8 protein-coding genes are annotated in these 14,403 nt (G+C 68.1%); 5 read left to right on the top strand and 3 right to left on the bottom strand.

All coding sequences use genetic code 11. From position 1 onward, the window contains the following. Positions 1 to 267: 267 nt before the first annotated feature. Both HZA32_08650 and HZA32_08645 read left to right on the top strand, forming a co-directional pair. Positions 268 to 1,695: a glycoside hydrolase family 28 protein gene (locus tag HZA32_08650; protein MBI5424145.1), complete on the top strand. Its 1,428-nt coding sequence runs from the start codon at positions 268 to 270 to the stop codon at positions 1,693 to 1,695. Positions 1,696 to 1,735: 40 nt separating this feature from the next. After that, complete coding sequence (locus tag HZA32_08645; GenBank protein MBI5424144.1) at positions 1,736 to 5,245, top strand: TonB-dependent receptor plug domain-containing protein; 3,510 nt, start codon at positions 1,736 to 1,738, stop codon at positions 5,243 to 5,245. A 156-nt stretch (positions 5,246 to 5,401) separates the two neighbouring features. Here HZA32_08645 and HZA32_08640 read toward each other — a convergent pair whose 3' ends face one another. Then, positions 5,402 to 6,874, bottom strand: coding sequence for a tetratricopeptide repeat protein (locus HZA32_08640; protein ID MBI5424143.1), 1,473 nt, complete (start codon positions 6,872 to 6,874; stop codon positions 5,402 to 5,404). 108 nt (positions 6,875 to 6,982) lie between these two features. Between HZA32_08640 and HZA32_08635 the strand changes: the two genes are divergently transcribed. From HZA32_08635 to HZA32_08625, 3 genes are all read left to right on the top strand, one after another. Continuing rightward, on the top strand, positions 6,983 to 8,851 hold the full coding sequence (locus HZA32_08635) for a tetratricopeptide repeat protein (protein MBI5424142.1): 1,869 nt from the start codon (positions 6,983 to 6,985) through the stop codon (positions 8,849 to 8,851). Positions 8,852 to 8,861: 10 nt separating this feature from the next. Next, the gene (locus tag HZA32_08630; protein ID MBI5424141.1) at positions 8,862 to 9,728 is read left to right on the top strand and encodes an alpha/beta hydrolase; all 867 of its coding nucleotides are present in this window, start codon (positions 8,862 to 8,864) and stop codon (positions 9,726 to 9,728) included. A 125-nt stretch (positions 9,729 to 9,853) separates the two neighbouring features. Next, positions 9,854 to 10,567, top strand: coding sequence for an EF-hand domain-containing protein (locus HZA32_08625; GenBank protein ID MBI5424140.1), 714 nt, complete (start codon positions 9,854 to 9,856; stop codon positions 10,565 to 10,567). Between the two features lie 94 nt (positions 10,568 to 10,661). Here the strand turns inward: HZA32_08625 and HZA32_08620 are convergent, their stop codons facing one another. Next, a complete protein-coding gene (locus tag HZA32_08620) occupies positions 10,662 to 13,457 on the bottom strand; it encodes a TonB-dependent receptor (protein ID MBI5424139.1) in 2,796 nt (931 codons plus the stop codon). Positions 13,458 to 13,605: 148 nt separating this feature from the next. Continuing rightward, on the bottom strand, positions 13,606 to 14,376 hold the full coding sequence (locus HZA32_08615) for a response regulator transcription factor (GenBank protein MBI5424138.1): 771 nt from the start codon (positions 14,374 to 14,376) through the stop codon (positions 13,606 to 13,608). Between the last annotated feature and the right edge of the window lie 27 nt (positions 14,377 to 14,403).

Here is a 14,403-nt window from a genome sequence, read left to right as displayed (position 1 = left end):
CCGCGCGCGCGACCGGGGAATTTGTTCAACGATGCGAACGGGCCGCCCGTTGCTCGCGGAATTTTCGCGGCGCAAAATTTCTTCACGTCGGAAAAGCGTGCGACAGCACGCGACGCCGACGGGTTTCGTCTACCAACACCCACCCCGTTTATTCCCCACCCGATCGGCGTTCCGGTCGATGCTCCGCAGCGATCGCGCCGAGTCGGTTGTCCGATTCGCATGCAACCCTCCGGGTTGTTTTCCGCTTCCCGCCCGTCCGGGCGCGCCATGTCGCGCGTCGTCCGCCGACTTTGTCTGGCGAGCGTGATCGCGTGCGCGGCCGGCGCCGCGCTGGCGGCCTACGATCCAGCGGAGCCGATCGCGCCCATTCAGGCGCCGTTTCCGATGCCGCAGTTGCAGCGGCCGAAGTTTCCCGCGCGCAGCGTGAGCATCGTCGAGCACGGCGCGGTCGAGGGCGGCGCCACGAAGAACACCGTCGCCATCGCACGCGCGATCGAAGTCGTTGCGCAAGCCGGCGGCGGTCGCGTCGTGATTCCCGCCGGGCGCTGGCTGACGGGACCGATTCATCTCCGCAGCAACATCGACCTGCACCTCGCCGCGGGCGCGGTCGTGGTGTTCAGCGATGTGTTCGAGGATTACCTGCCGCCGGTCTTCGTGCGCGTCGGCGGCATCGAGTGCTTCAACTACTCCCCGCTGATCTACGCGCGCGGCTGCGAGAACATCGCCATCACCGGTCCCGGTCGCCTCGACGGCAACGGCGCGGCGTGGTGGCCGTGGAAAAAATCCGAGAAGAGCGGCCTGCCCGCGCTCGCGGCCAAAGGCGTGCCGGTCGAGCAGCGCGTCTTCGGCACGCGCGAGGCGGCGATCCGGCCGAGCTTCGTGTCGTTCGTCGAATGCCGCAACGTGCTGCTCGAGGGCTTCACCATCGGCAGCGGCCCGAATTGGACGCTCCACCCCGTCTATTGCGAGAACGTCATCGTCCGCCGCGTGACCGTCGACACCGACGGCCCGAACAACGACGGCCTCGATCCCGACTCCTGCCGCAACGTCCTCGTCGAATACTGCACGTTCTCCACCGGCGACGACTGCGTCGTGTTGAAGTCCGGCTACAACGAGGACGGCTGGCGCGTCGCGCGCCCGACCGAGAACGTCGTCATGCGCCATTGCACCAGCCGGCGCGGCCACGGCGGCATCGTCATCGGCAGCGAGATGTCCGGCGACGTGCGCAACGTCTACGCGCACGACTGCGATTTCGAGGGCACCGACCGCGTGCTCCGCATCAAATCCCGCCCCGACCGCGGCGGCATCGTGGAGAACGTCTGGGTCGAGAACGTCACCGCCCGCGACCTGAAATATGAGGTCGCGATCCTCAACATGGATTACTCGGCCGACCCGAGCGCCGTCGCGCAGCAACGCCCTCCGCTTTTCCGCAACATCACCGTGCGCAAGGTCGCCGCCACCGGCGTGCCCGTCGCCGTGCGCATCACGGGCATGCCCGCCTCGCCGGTGCAGAATGTCGTTTTCGAGGACTGCGCGATCGTCTCCGAGCGCGGCGTCCTCGCCACCCACGCGCGCGACCTCGCATTCCGCCGCTGCGCGCTTTCTCCCGCCAAGGGCGGGCCGTTCGTCTTCGACGCCGTCACCGGTGCCACGGTCGACGGCCAGCCGATCGCTTCCGCGCCGCGCCAGCGGTGAGCGCACTTTTCTCAACCCGACAGCAAACCCAACCACCCCCATGAACATCCGCCATCGACTGCACACGTCACCACGCCTTTGCCTGGCACTGGTGGCTCTCGCCGCCTGGACCGGCTCGGCGTTCGCGCAATCGGCGCCAGCCACCGCCGGCACGACGCCCGCGCCCGCCGAGGAGCCGCGCTCCAAACTCACCGACGCCAACACCGCCGTCGCGGCCGCCGCGCCGACGCCGGCACCCGAGGATGTCGTCCTGCTTTCGCCCTTCGAAGTGAAGTCCGACACCAAGGGCTACTACTCTTCGAACACGATGTCCGGCACGCGCTTCAACACGAAGCTCGAGGACCTCGGCTCCTCCATCTCCGTCATGACGAAGGAGCAGATGGCCGACTTCGCGATGCTCGATATCAACGACGTGTTCCTCTACACCGCCGGCGCCGAGGGCACGGGCACGTTCACCGACTACAGCGTCGACCGCAACGGCCAGCTCACCGACAACGTGCAGATGAACCCCACGCAGGCCAACCGCCTGCGCGGCATCAGCTCGGCCAACATCTCCTACAACAACTACGAGATGTCCGGGCGCATGCCGATCGACCCGCTCCTCGTCGAAGGCATCGAGATCACCCGCGGCCCCAACGCCAGCGTGTTCGGCCTCGGCAACGCCTCCGGCACCGTCAATCAGGTCGCGACCACCGCCAACCTCTCGCGCCAGATCTCGCGCGTCGAACTCCGCGCCGACAACTGGGACGGCTTCCGCACGACGCTCGACCTCAATCGCGTCCTCATCAAGGACAAGCTCGCCGTCCGCGTGAACGGCGGCTTCCAGCACGAAGGCTTCGTCCGCAAGCCCTCCGGCGTGAACACCCGCCGCTACGACGCGTTCATCAAATACAAGCCGTTCAAGAATACGACCATCACTGCCGGGTATCTCGACTACCGCATGAACGGCAACCGCCCGAACTACACCCCGCCGCGCGACTACGTCAGCGACTGGATCGCGGGCGGCAAGGCCACGTGGGATCCCATCGCCCAGGTCATCCACCTCGGCGGCCGCACCCTCGGGCCCTTCACCTCCGACACGCTCTCCTTCGACAGCACGCTCAACGGCTTCGGCCTCTCCCGCGCCGGCACGATGCAGACCCGCGCCAACCTCTTTGTCGATGAGCGCGGCGTCGTTTACTGGACCGCGCCGAACACCAACAACCTCGCGGTCGCGATCCCCACGCCCACGGCGAACAACCAGACGATCCGCCTCATGCAATCCAGCGTGAACCTCGGCACCGCCACCGCCTCGCCGGGCCGCTACACCAACCAGCCGCTCTGGACCACCACGCCGACCGTTTCCAACAAGTCCATCTACGATTGGTCCGAGATCAACGTCTCCTCCGTCAACCGCCTGATGGATCGCACGCAGGTCTACAACGCCCAGCTCGACCAGATCATCCTCGATACGCCGCGCCAGATGCTCGCCGTGCAGCTCGGCGCTCTCCGCGAAGACAACGAGCGCTACGCCCGCACCCCGCTCGGCAACTCCGGCACCTCCGGCCAAAGCGGCCAGCTCTTCGTCGACATCAACGAGAAGAACCTCGACGGCACGCCGAATCCCTTCTTCGGCAAGACCTACCTCGCCGCCACCGAGCCGCTCACCAAGTGGATGCCCTCCAAGTGGGACACCTACCGCGCGCAGATGGCCTACCGCCTCGACCTCCGCAACGAGACCAGCCTCCTCAAGTGGCTCGGCGTGCAGCAATTCTCCGCCTACGACGAATACAAATACCGCGTCAGCCGCGTCTTCTCCTACCGCGAGGCGATGACCTCCAGCCCCGCATGGCTCGGCGCCGTCACCACCGCCAACTACGGACGCGCCAACCAAGGCTCCGTCACCGGCGGCCCCGCGGCCGGCCCGAACATCCTCCGCCAATACATCCGCTATTACGTCGGCGGTAACATGAACGGTGTCGTTGAGCGCGCCCCGAGCGACTTCGCGTTCGGCACCTATCCGTTCACTTGGGGCGGCTACACCGTCTCGGGCAACCTCCCCACGAACAGCGGCACGTTCTTCCGCGACCCGGAGAAACTCGACCTCATCGCCACCACCGACAGCACCGGCGGCGCCAACAACCTCAAGCAAATCATCAAGACCCCCGGCGCCGTTCTCCAAAGCCAGTTCCTCGACAACAAGCTCGTCACCGTTGTCGGTTACCGCGAGGACACCGTCTACTCGAAGGCCGGCACCGCTCCCGGCTTGGTGAACAACAACACCGAACACGACTTCACCCGCGACAACAGCTGGGTCTCCGGCGACTACCGCACCAACAAGGGCCGCACCAAGACGCTCTCCGTCGTCGCCCGCCCGCTGCGCGATATCCAGTCGCTCAACCACACCGCCGACACCGACAGCGGCGTCCTCGGCTACGTTGCCAACGTCGCGCGCAGCCTCTCGCTCACCTACAACAAGTCGGACAACTTCATCCCGCAGCCGCCCGCGATCGACCTCTTCCTCAAGCCGCTCCCGAACGTCACCGGCAAGGGCACCGACTACGGCTTCTGGCTCCCGCTGAACGACAAGTTCGTCCTCCGCTTCAACAAGTGGAAGACCAACCAATACAACGCCCGCGACGGCGACGCCAACACCGTCGCCCAGCGCGTCCTCCGCAAGGACATCCTCTACGGCGGCGGCACGCTCGACGCGTGGAACCTCCCGACGCTCATCCGCGACAACTGGTATCCGGGCCTCTCCGGCGCCGCACTCGACGCGCAGATCGAGGCGGTCACCAAGATCCCGACCGCCACCGCGCAAGCGCTCGCCGCCGCCTTCCAAGCCGGCACGCTCGCCGCGACCAACGACATCGAAGCCAAGGGCACCGAGATCGAGCTGAACTACAACCCGACCAAGTTCTGGACCGTCGCCGGCTCCGCGACCGAAACCGAGTCGACCAGCACGAACATCTCCAGCGCCATCCAGGAATACATCGACCTCCGCACGCCCGTGTGGACCACCATCACCGACCCGACCAAGAGCAACGCGCTCTGGTGGACCTCCACCTACGGCTCCAGCACGCCGCAGGCGAACCACCAGGTCTTCGTCACCGCGCCCTACTCGGTCATCAAGCAGCAGGAAGGCAAATCCAAGCCGAGCGTCCGCAAATACGCGTTCAAGCTCAGCTCCAGCCTCCAGCTCGCCGCCATCACCGACAACAAGATCCTCAAGGGCTTCAAGGTCGGCGGCTCCGTCCGCTGGGAAGATCGCGGCGCCATCGGTTACTACGGCAAGAACTACCAAGCGCTCCTCGCCGCCAACCAGCCGATCACCGAGCTCGACGCCAACAACCCGGTCTACGACAAGGCCCACGCCTACTTCGACGCCTTCGTCTCCTACCGCACCAAACTCTGGGGCAGCAAAGTCGGCGCCACCTTCCAGCTGAACGTCCGCAACATCCAGGAAGACGGACGCCTCCAGCCCATCGGCGCGTTCCCCGACGGCACGCCCAACGCGTTCCGCATCGTCGACCCGCGACAATTCATCCTCAGCGCGACGTTCGATCTCTAGCGTCCGCCTCGGATCGGGTTCACCTCCCAACGATCGCCACCGGGCAACCGGTGGCGATTTTCTTTTCCCCGGAATCTTCCGCCCGCAACTGCGGTGGTCGCCGACGTCCCGGCGGCGACTGGACGGAGGCCGCGAGCGTGGCACCGCCGCTGCCCATCACATTCCCAGCCGCGTCCGAAACCGCGCCACGTCCGGCCGCGCCGCCCATTCCTTCGACGCGAGCCCGAGCGCGCGCTGCAACTCCGTCCGCGCCTGCGCCGTGTTGCCGAGCGCCGCTTCCGCCTGCGCGACCAACAGCCACGCATCCGGGTCGCGCGCGTCGTTCTCCGCCCACGTCCGGAAATCCTTCAACGCGTCGCTCCACCGCTGCGCGCTGGCGTAGAGCAGGCCGCGGTGCTTGCACGCGCTCGTCGGCCGCTCGTCCAGCTTGATCGCGATCGTCAGCGCGATCTCCGCCTTCTGCGGATTCCCGCGCTCCATCTCGACGACGCCGCTCAATTCGTAGGCCGCCGGCGACAGCCTTGGCGGCGGCTCGCGCCGCGCGCCGAGTTCGTGGTTCAGCGTCATCACCGGCGTCGCCGCGTCGCTCATCACCTGATGCGCCGGCAAAATCAGCGCCGCCCCGGCGAGCGCGACCAACGCGCGCTTCCTGCCCGGCCAAGGCACGGTGCTCCACGCGCCGACGCCCAGCCCGACGAGCGGGGCGAGCAACATCATCGAGCGTCCGAAATCCTGCGCTGTCAGCAAACCGACGAGCAACACCGCCGCACCCGCCGCGCCCACCGCCAGTGCCGCGGTGGCGCCGCGCCGTTGCACCACCGCCCACACCGCGACCGCAATCAGCACCCAGCCCGCGCGCCAGCCTTCCCACGCGCCCCACACGAACTGCGTCCACGGCGTCTTCGAAAAATCCAGCCACGCGAGATAGCCGCCCACCGTCGCGTTCGCGACGCTGCCGCGCAGCACAGCCAGCCGCACGACGACAAACCCAGCGCACAGCGCCAGCGGCACGCCCCACTCGCTTTTCCAGTTCCCGCGTCGCGCCTCGTCGCCGTCGAGTTGCCGGCACAACAGCGCCAGCGGCACCGCGAGCACGAAGCGCTCATCGATCCACGGCACCGCCAGACACGCGAGCCAGCCGAATTCCCGGCGCGCGGCGAACGCCACCGCGAGCAACCCGAGCACGACCCACGAGTCGTAGTAACCGAGCCAGCCCGTCGCCGCGAAGAACCACGCGCCCGCGCCCGCCAGCAACGCGACGAGCGCCGCCTCGCCCCACGCCGCCCCACGCGCCTTCGCGTGCTCGATCAAAAACCACAGCGCGAACAACGCACCCAAGTGCGCGAATCCGAACAGCGCCCACGCCGGCAAATCCAGCCCGCGCGCCACCGCCGGAAAAAGCAGCCGCCACTGGATCGCGCTGTGCAACGGATCGACCACCGGCGCGCCGAGCGCCTTCACCTGCTCGAGCACCGCAACGCCGCGCCGCGTCTCCGGCAGAAAACCGATCTCCGGCGCCCGCGCCCACGCCCGCCACGCCGCGAACGGCGGACTGAAAAAAACGAACAACACCGCGAGACAGCCGAGCGCCAGCAGGCCCGAACGAACTTTCTGGGGTAAACGTTCCACGCTGCGCCGAAAATTGCCGGGCACCACCGCCACCGGCAACAGCAATGCTCGTCGCGGGCGTGTTTGCTATCGCGCCACGCGCCGCGCGCCCTACGTTTTTCGTGCGCCGTGTCTCGTCCTTCACGAACAACCTCCGCGCCCGCCGCCGCGCCGCTCGGCTCGCCCACGTTTTGGTGGTGCGCGCTCCTCGCGCTCGCAGTCTTCGCCGCCTATCTGCCGGCGCTCCGCGGCCAGTTCCTCTGGGACGACGACGGCCACGTCACGCGCGCCGACCTCCGCTCGCTCGGCGGCTTGCTCCGCATCTGGTTCGAAGTCGGCGCGACGCAGCAATACTACCCGGTCCTCCATTCCGCGTTCTGGCTCGAGCACCGACTCTGGGGCGACGCTCCGCTCGGCTACCATCTCGTCAACCTTCCCCAACACGCCGCGAACGCCTGCCTCTTCGCGTTCGTGCTGCGCCGCCTCGCCGTGCCGGGCGCGTGGTTCGCCGCGCTGCTCTTCGCGCTGCACCCGGTGTGCGTCGAGTCCGTCGCGTGGATCTCGGAGCAAAAGAACACGCTCTCCGCGCTGTTCTATCTCTCCGCCGCGCTGGCGTGGCTGCGTTTCGACGACGATCGCCGTGCGCGTTCCTACGCCCTCGCGAGCGCGCTCTTCGCCCTCGCGCTGCTCACGAAGACCGTCACCGCCTCGCTTCCCGCCGCGCTGCTGGTCGTCGCTTGGTGGCGGCGCGGCCGGCTCGAGTGGCGGCGCGACGTCCTGCCGCTGCTGCCGTGGTTCGTCGCCGGCGCGGCGATGGGCTTGCTCACGGCGCATTTCGAAAGCGAACTCATCGGCGCGAAGGGCAGCGCGTTCGAACTCGGCGCCGGCGCGCGCCTGCTGCTCGCCGCCCGCGTGCCGTGGCACTACGTCGCTTCGCTCGTCTGGCCGCTCGACCTGACCTTCATCTATCCGCGCTGGAGCGTCGATGCGTCCGTATGGTGGCAATGGCTTTTCCCGCTTGCGACGCTCGGCGCCCTCGGCGGCGCCGCGTGGCGCGCGCGGCTCGGCCACCGCGGATGGCTCGCGGCGGCGCTGCTCTTCGGCGGCACGCTGTTTCCGGTGCTCGGTTTCGTGAACGTCTACCCGTTCCTGTTTTCATTCGTCGCGGATCATTTCGCCTACCTTGCCAACCCCGCGCTCTTCGCCCTCGCCGGCGCAGGTGTGGCGCTCGCGGTCGCCCGCTTCGGACGCGGCGCGACGCTCGGCACGTTCCTCGCGGTGCTCGGTGGGCTCTTCGCGCTGACCTGGAGCCAGGCGGGCATCTATCGCGACGAGGCCACGCTCTGGCGCGCCACGCTCGCGCGGAATCCCGACAGCTGGCTCGCGCACAACAACCTCGCGCTCGTGCTCGCTGCCGACGGCGAACGCGCGGACGCCGTGGCGCATCTCGAAACCGCGTTGCGCCTGCGCCCGGATTTTCCCGAAGGCCTGAACAATCTCGCCGGCCAGCTCGTCGACGCGGGGCGCGCCGCCGAGGCGAAGCCGCTCGCCGAGCGCGCGCTGGCGCTGCTGTCGAAATTCCCGGCGGCGCTCAACACCCGCGGGCGCGCCGCGCTCGCGCTCGGTGATGCCGTGGCGGCGGAGCGCGATTTCACGGCGGCGGTGCAGCTCGATCCGCGCTTCGTGAATGCCTGGTGCAATCGCGGTGTCGCCGCCATGTCGCGCCGACGGCCGGCGGAGGCGCTCACGCATTTCACGCGCGCGGCCGAGATCGATCCCGAGAACGCCCAAGCGGCTTTCCTCGTCGGCGCGACGCTCGTCGAGCTCCGCCGTCCCGCGGAAGCCGTGCCGCAGCTGGAGCGCGCCCTCGAACTCGACCCCGAGCACGCGCTCGCGCACCGGCAGCTCGCACGCGCCCTGCGTTCACTCGGCCGCAGCGCGGAAGCCGCGGAGCACGAGCGTGCCGCCGATGAGATCGATGCTTCGCGACCTCGCTGACTGCTTTCCCATGAAACCGATACTCGTCTGGGTCGCTTTTCTCCTCCTGGCCGGCGCGACGCGCGCGGCGGAGGCGCGCATCGTTCGCGACGTCATCTACGGCGAAGCCGCAGGCGTAACCTTGAAACTCGATGTCGGCGTGCCGGCGGGCGACGGGCCGTTTCCGGTCGCGATCCTCGTGCATGGCGGCGGCTGGAGCGGCGGGAGCAAATCCGGCAGCGACAAACCTGGCAACGGCGCCGACATCACGCCGTGGTTCAACGCGTTCACCGCGGCGGGCTGCGTGTGGTTCTCGATCGATTACCGGCTCGCGCCCGCGCACCGCTGGCCCGCGGGCTTCGAGGACACGCTCACGGCCATCCGTTGGGTGAAAGCGCATGCGGCGGAGTTCGGCGGCGAGCCACGGCGCATCGTGGTCGTCGGCCACTCGGCGGGCGGACACCTCGCGTGCCTTGCGGGCGTGCTCGGCGATGAGTCCGCGCGCGTGCAAGCCGTGATCGGCTTCGCGCCGGTGACCGATCTCGTGACCGATACGGTGAACCGCGGCGGCGCGAGCACGTCGCTGCAGGCCTTGTTCGACATCGCCAAGGAATTCACGCCGGAGACGCGCGCGCGTCTCGCGGCGGTTTCGCCGAGCGAGCACGTGCGTGCGGGATTGCCAGCGTTTTTGCTGCTGCACGGCGACGCGGACAAGACGGTCCCGATCGCGATGTCGCGAGCCTTCCAGGAAAAACTGCGCGCGGCCGGCAACACCTGCGATCTGATCGTGCTGCCCGGCGCCGGTCACGGTTTGCTGAAGTGGAAGGAGTCGCTGCCCGATTGGGACGCGCGGATGGCGGACTGGATTCGCGCGCAGCTGGCGACGGAGCGGCGCTGAAAACGCCCACTGGGCTCAAGGCCCGCCCAAACGGGATGGGCGCGCGGGATTACGCAACGAGGCGGCTCCACCGGATGCCGCGCGGTGCCGATGTTCACGGGTGCGAATCAACCACCACTACGACAATGAGCATCTCCTCTGTCAGCTCCACTTCCTCGCTCGCGGGCGCCACCCGGCCCGACTCCAGCGAGTTTCTCCAGAAAATGTTCGCGCGCCTCGATGGCGACAGCGACGGCAAGGTCACGCAGGATGAATTCACCGCCGCGATGGCGAAGCGCTTCGGCTCGAGCGAGGCTGCGGGCGGCGACCGGCCGGACGCCGCCGCGGTCTTCCAGAAAATGGACAGCGACGGCGACGGCGGCATCAACGTCAGCGAGTTCAAGACCGCGATGGAATCCATGCGTGCCGGCGGCAGCCAGGGCGGCCCCGGCGGCGCGCGCGGGGCGGGTGGCCCGCCGCCGGGACCGCCGCCGAGCGGCGGCGATGACGCATCGGCGTCGGAGGACGCGCAGCAGGTGTTCGACGCGATGGACACCGATAAGGACGGCAAGGTCTCGGCCGAGGAGCTGCTCGCCGCGCTGAAGAAGAAGGCCGAGGAACGCGCGGAGGCGGCGGGCAAAAGCGCCGACGCGAGCGCAGCCGCGCCGACTGATGCGGACTTCGAGAAGGCGTTCGCGGCGATCGACAGCGATGGCGACGGCAGCATCACCGAGGCGGAACTCACGACGCTTTTCCAGCGCGTGCGCGGCCCGCACCACGGGGAGCGCTCCGGTTACCGCACCGACGGTGAGCCGAGCTATGAAGGTGCGGTGGGCGACAATCTCTCAACGACTGCCTGAGCGCCGGAAAAGAAAAGCGGCGCCCCCCCCCAAGGAGCGCCGCTTTGCACAACACGATCCGTCCCGCTGAACCTACGCCGGGACGGATCAAGTTTCAGAATCGATATTTCAGGTCGACGTAGAGCAGGCGACCGACGGCGCCGTAGGTGGCGGTGTCGGCGTTGGCCTCGGTGAACGTGCCCGCGGCGGACGGCGGCGTCTCGTTGAAGAGATTCGTCGCGCCGAGCGAGACGGTGAGGCCCTTCAGGTAGCGTGCGTCGGGACCGAACGTGTAGCGCACGGCGGCGTCGATCGAGTGATAGGCCTCGACGTAGGTGTCGGACGTGACGTCGCCGGCGGGATCACCGTTCACGTCGGTGACGTGCGGGATGTAGCGCCAGCCGAGGTTCGCGCCCCAGTTGCCCTTCGTCCAGTCGAGCGAGGTGTAGGCGGAGAAATTCGGGATGGTGCCGTTGGAGTTGGTGGCGTAGCCGACGGTCTCGAACCACTCGCTGTCGGGGAGATTCTTGATCCGGTAGTGATTGTAGATGCCGATCGTCGAGGTGGCCTTGAAGCGGCCGAGGTCGCGCACGTCGAAGGTGTCCTCGAGCTTCACGTCGAAGCCGTCGAGTTTCTGGCCGGCGATGTTCACGAGCGTGTCGGTGACATAGATGCTGTCGATGGCGTTGCCGCTGATCTGGCCGGCGGCGGTGATGGCGGTGCCGCTGTCGAACATGCTCGTGTCACCCGGCGTGCCGATGCGGACGTATTTCGCGTAGGGCGAGGCGGTGCCGAGGAGTTCGACGCTCTGGAGAATCGTGGCGGAGCCGATCGAGGAGATGAGGTCCTTCTGCTCGATGTGGAAATAGTCCACCGAGACGGAGAAGCCCTTCAGCGCCTTGGGCGACCAGACGAAGCCGGCGGTGAAGTTCTTCGATGTCGACGGGAGCAGCGAGGTGTTCGAGCCGGAGCGCGAGTTGGCTTGGCCGGTGATCTTGCCGCCGCTGAGGCTGGTGAGGCTGAGCGAGGACGTGTAGCCGACGCTGCCGGGGCCGAAAAGCTGGAAGAGCGTCGGCGCGGCAAACGACTCGCCGTAAGTGGCGCGGACGGTGAGGTTCTCGTTGAACGGCTGCCAGCGCAGGGAGTATTTCGGCACCGTCGGGTCGTCGGTGTCGGAGTATTTTTCGTGGCGCGCGGCAATGTCGAGATCGAGCGAGTGGATGCCGGGGACGGCGTTCTGGCGGCTGACGATCGGAATGCGCAACTCGGCGAAGACCGACTTCACGGTGCGATCCGAGGAGAACGGATCGAGCGTGGTGCCCGAGTCCCAGCCAAACGTGGCGGTCTGGCTGTTGCGGTCGGCGGTCTGCGAGAGCGTCTCGCGGCGGATGTCGCCGCCGACGGCGTATTGCAGGTCGCCGGCCGGGAGCGTGGTGAGCACGCCGCTGACGCGCGCGTCGTAGGTCACGAGTTTGCTGATGGAGGTGCCGAGGGCGGTGCCGAGGATGCCGGATTCCTCGATGGCGCCGTCGGCCTGCGTGCGCGAGAAGAGGTTGATCAAGCCCGACGCCACGGCGGCCTGGCGCGCGGCGGTGGAGATGAGGTTCTTGTTCGTGTAGTCCTGCGCGACGCGGTTGTAGTTCGCGGCGGTTTCCCACGTCGTGTTCTCGTTGATGGAGCCGCGGACGCCGATGGCGGCGCGGATGCTCGTGGTGTCGTAGTAATACTGGCGCGGATAGTCGACGAGGCGGTTGCGCGCGGTGACGGTGACGTCGGTCGGATTGTAGGCGTTGCTCGCGGCGACGGACGCGCTGAACGGCTGGGCGTTCAACTGCGAGAACGTCTCCGTGTGCGTGTAGAGCACGTCGCCGAAAACAGAGACGCGGTCGTTGACCTGGTGATCGAGGGCGGCGGTGACGGCGCTGCGCTCGTTGCGGAGGAGCAGCGTGACGTAGTTGGCGAGGTTGAACGCGTAGGCGCTGGCGGCGCCGGTGCCGTTGATCAGATCGCTCGAAGTGAACGGGCCGACGTAGGTGCCGTTGGCGACCAGCTGCGCGAGCGTGAGGTCGGTGTTCGTGGCCGGCGCGGTGAGGTTCGGGTTGAGCACGTAGTAGTTCGAACCGACGTTGATGACGCCCGCGAACGTGCCGGTGCCGTAGCTCGGGTTCGAGTAGCTGCGCTCGTATTGGAACAGCGGATCGGTCTTCGACCACGAGGCGGAGAGCGTGAGCGAGGTCTTGCCGTCGCCGACGCCGCCGATCACGTAGGCGCTGCGTTCGGAGTAGTGGCCGGACTGGTCGGACATGCCGTAGTGGCCGCCGACTTCCATGCCCTTGAAGTCTTTTTTCAGCACGATGTTCACCACGCCCGCGACGGCGTCGGAGCCGTAGGTGGCGGAGGCGCCGTCGGCGAGGACGTCGATGCGATCGATCGCGGACATCGGGATGAGGTTCACGTCGACGAACTGGTTGCCGCCCGAGGCGAGCACGGGCGCGTAGGCGGCGCGCCGGCCGTTGATCAGGACGAGCGTCTGCGTGTTGCGGAACGCGACCTGCGAGCCGCCGCCGGTGGAACCGCTGGAGACGTTGGCGTTGGTGTCGCCGAGGTTGGCGTTGCCGGAGAACATCGGCATCGCCTTGCGCAGGACGTCGAGGACGTTGGTGGCGACGCCGGTCTTGGCGATGTCGTCGGCCGTGATAGTCTGCACGGGCACGGCGGACGCCTCGGCGGAGACGGGGATGTAGGAACCGGTGACCTCGTATTTGCCGAGACTCACGACCTTCTCGTCCTTGTCTTTCTCCGGAGCCGTCGTCTGCGCGACGAGCGCGCCGGTCGAGGCGAGCGCGAAGAGGAGCGACGTGCGCCAGCGCGCGCCGTTCCGAGTGGGTGTTGGTGTGGTGTGTTTGAACATAGGCGCGGCCGATGACGCGCGCGCGGGAAGAGGCGTTCCGCTGAAGCGACGGCGTGCGGCGGCTTCGCGGCGATCTGCGGAGGCCGCACGACCGGCGGTGGGCCCGCGGCGCGAAACGCGCCGGCCACGCGCCGGTGTGCGGCCCAAGTCAGCTCAGCAGCCGGCGAATCACGCTGGTTTGGGCGCGCGCCACCGGCACCGTGCCGCTCGCGCCCAGCGTGAGGCTGTAGTCGCCCTCGGGCCGCAGCGTGGCCTTGGTGACATGGTCGCGGTTGATCACGTGCGAGCGGTGCACGCGGAGAAACAGTTGCGGATCGAGCTGGGTGCTGAATTGCGTGAGCGTGGCGCGCACGAGGTGGACGCCGGCGCGCGTGTGGACCTTCACGTAGTCGCCCTGCGCCTCGACGCGCACGATGTCGTGCGGCGAAACGAAATGAAATTCGCCGTCGCGTTTCAGGACGAGCCGGCCGGCGGAAGCGGGCGCGACACTGGACAGCCGCGCGGCGCGCAGCTGCACTCGCGCGCGGGCCATGGCCAGGGCGAAGCGGGCGGGCGCGATGGGTTTCAGCAGGAAATCCACGGCTTCCAGCTCGAAGGCCGCGGCGGCATGCCGCGGATCGCCGGCCGTGACGATGAGCGCCCGCGGACGCAGCGGCAGGGCATGCCAGCGCGCGGGATCGGCGATGGTCTCCCAATCGATGATGACGAGCTCGGGCGCGAGCGCGGAGAGCAGCGCGGCGGCGTCGGTGAACGTGCCGCAGGTCGTGGCCAGCTCGAAGTCAGCGTGGAACGGCAGCTGGTCGGCGAGCGCGCGTTGCGCGAGAGGATCGGGATCGACCAGCAAGGCGCGGAAAAGCACGCCAGGCGTCACGGCCGGCGGCGGGAGGGCGGACGAGAGGTTCTCGAAGGCTTGCGTCATGATCATGGTGGACGTGACGCGGGCTGC

It is taken from the genome of Opitutia bacterium (assembly GCA_016217545.1).
Classification (GTDB): Bacteria; Verrucomicrobiota; Verrucomicrobiia; order Opitutales; family Opitutaceae; genus Didemnitutus.
The sequence above is the reverse complement of the archived record's forward strand: the minus strand, read 5'-3'. Positions and strand labels throughout refer to the sequence as shown.

Excerpts from the sequence above, each read along its gene's own strand:
- HZA32_08650 (MBI5424145.1), top strand. The coding sequence starts at position 268 with ATGTCGCGCGTCGTCCGCCGACTTTGTCTGGCGAGCGTGATCGCGTGC.
- HZA32_08645 (MBI5424144.1), top strand. The coding sequence starts at position 1,736 with ATGAACATCCGCCATCGACTGCACACGTCACCACGCCTTTGCCTGGCA.
- HZA32_08620 (MBI5424139.1), bottom strand. The coding sequence starts at position 13,457 with ATGTTCAAACACACCACACCAACACCCACTCGGAACGGCGCGCGCTGG.
- HZA32_08630 (MBI5424141.1), top strand. The coding sequence starts at position 8,862 with ATGAAACCGATACTCGTCTGGGTCGCTTTTCTCCTCCTGGCCGGCGCG.
- HZA32_08615 (MBI5424138.1), bottom strand. The coding sequence starts at position 14,376 with ATGACGCAAGCCTTCGAGAACCTCTCGTCCGCCCTCCCGCCGCCGGCC.
- HZA32_08625 (MBI5424140.1), top strand. The coding sequence starts at position 9,854 with ATGAGCATCTCCTCTGTCAGCTCCACTTCCTCGCTCGCGGGCGCCACC.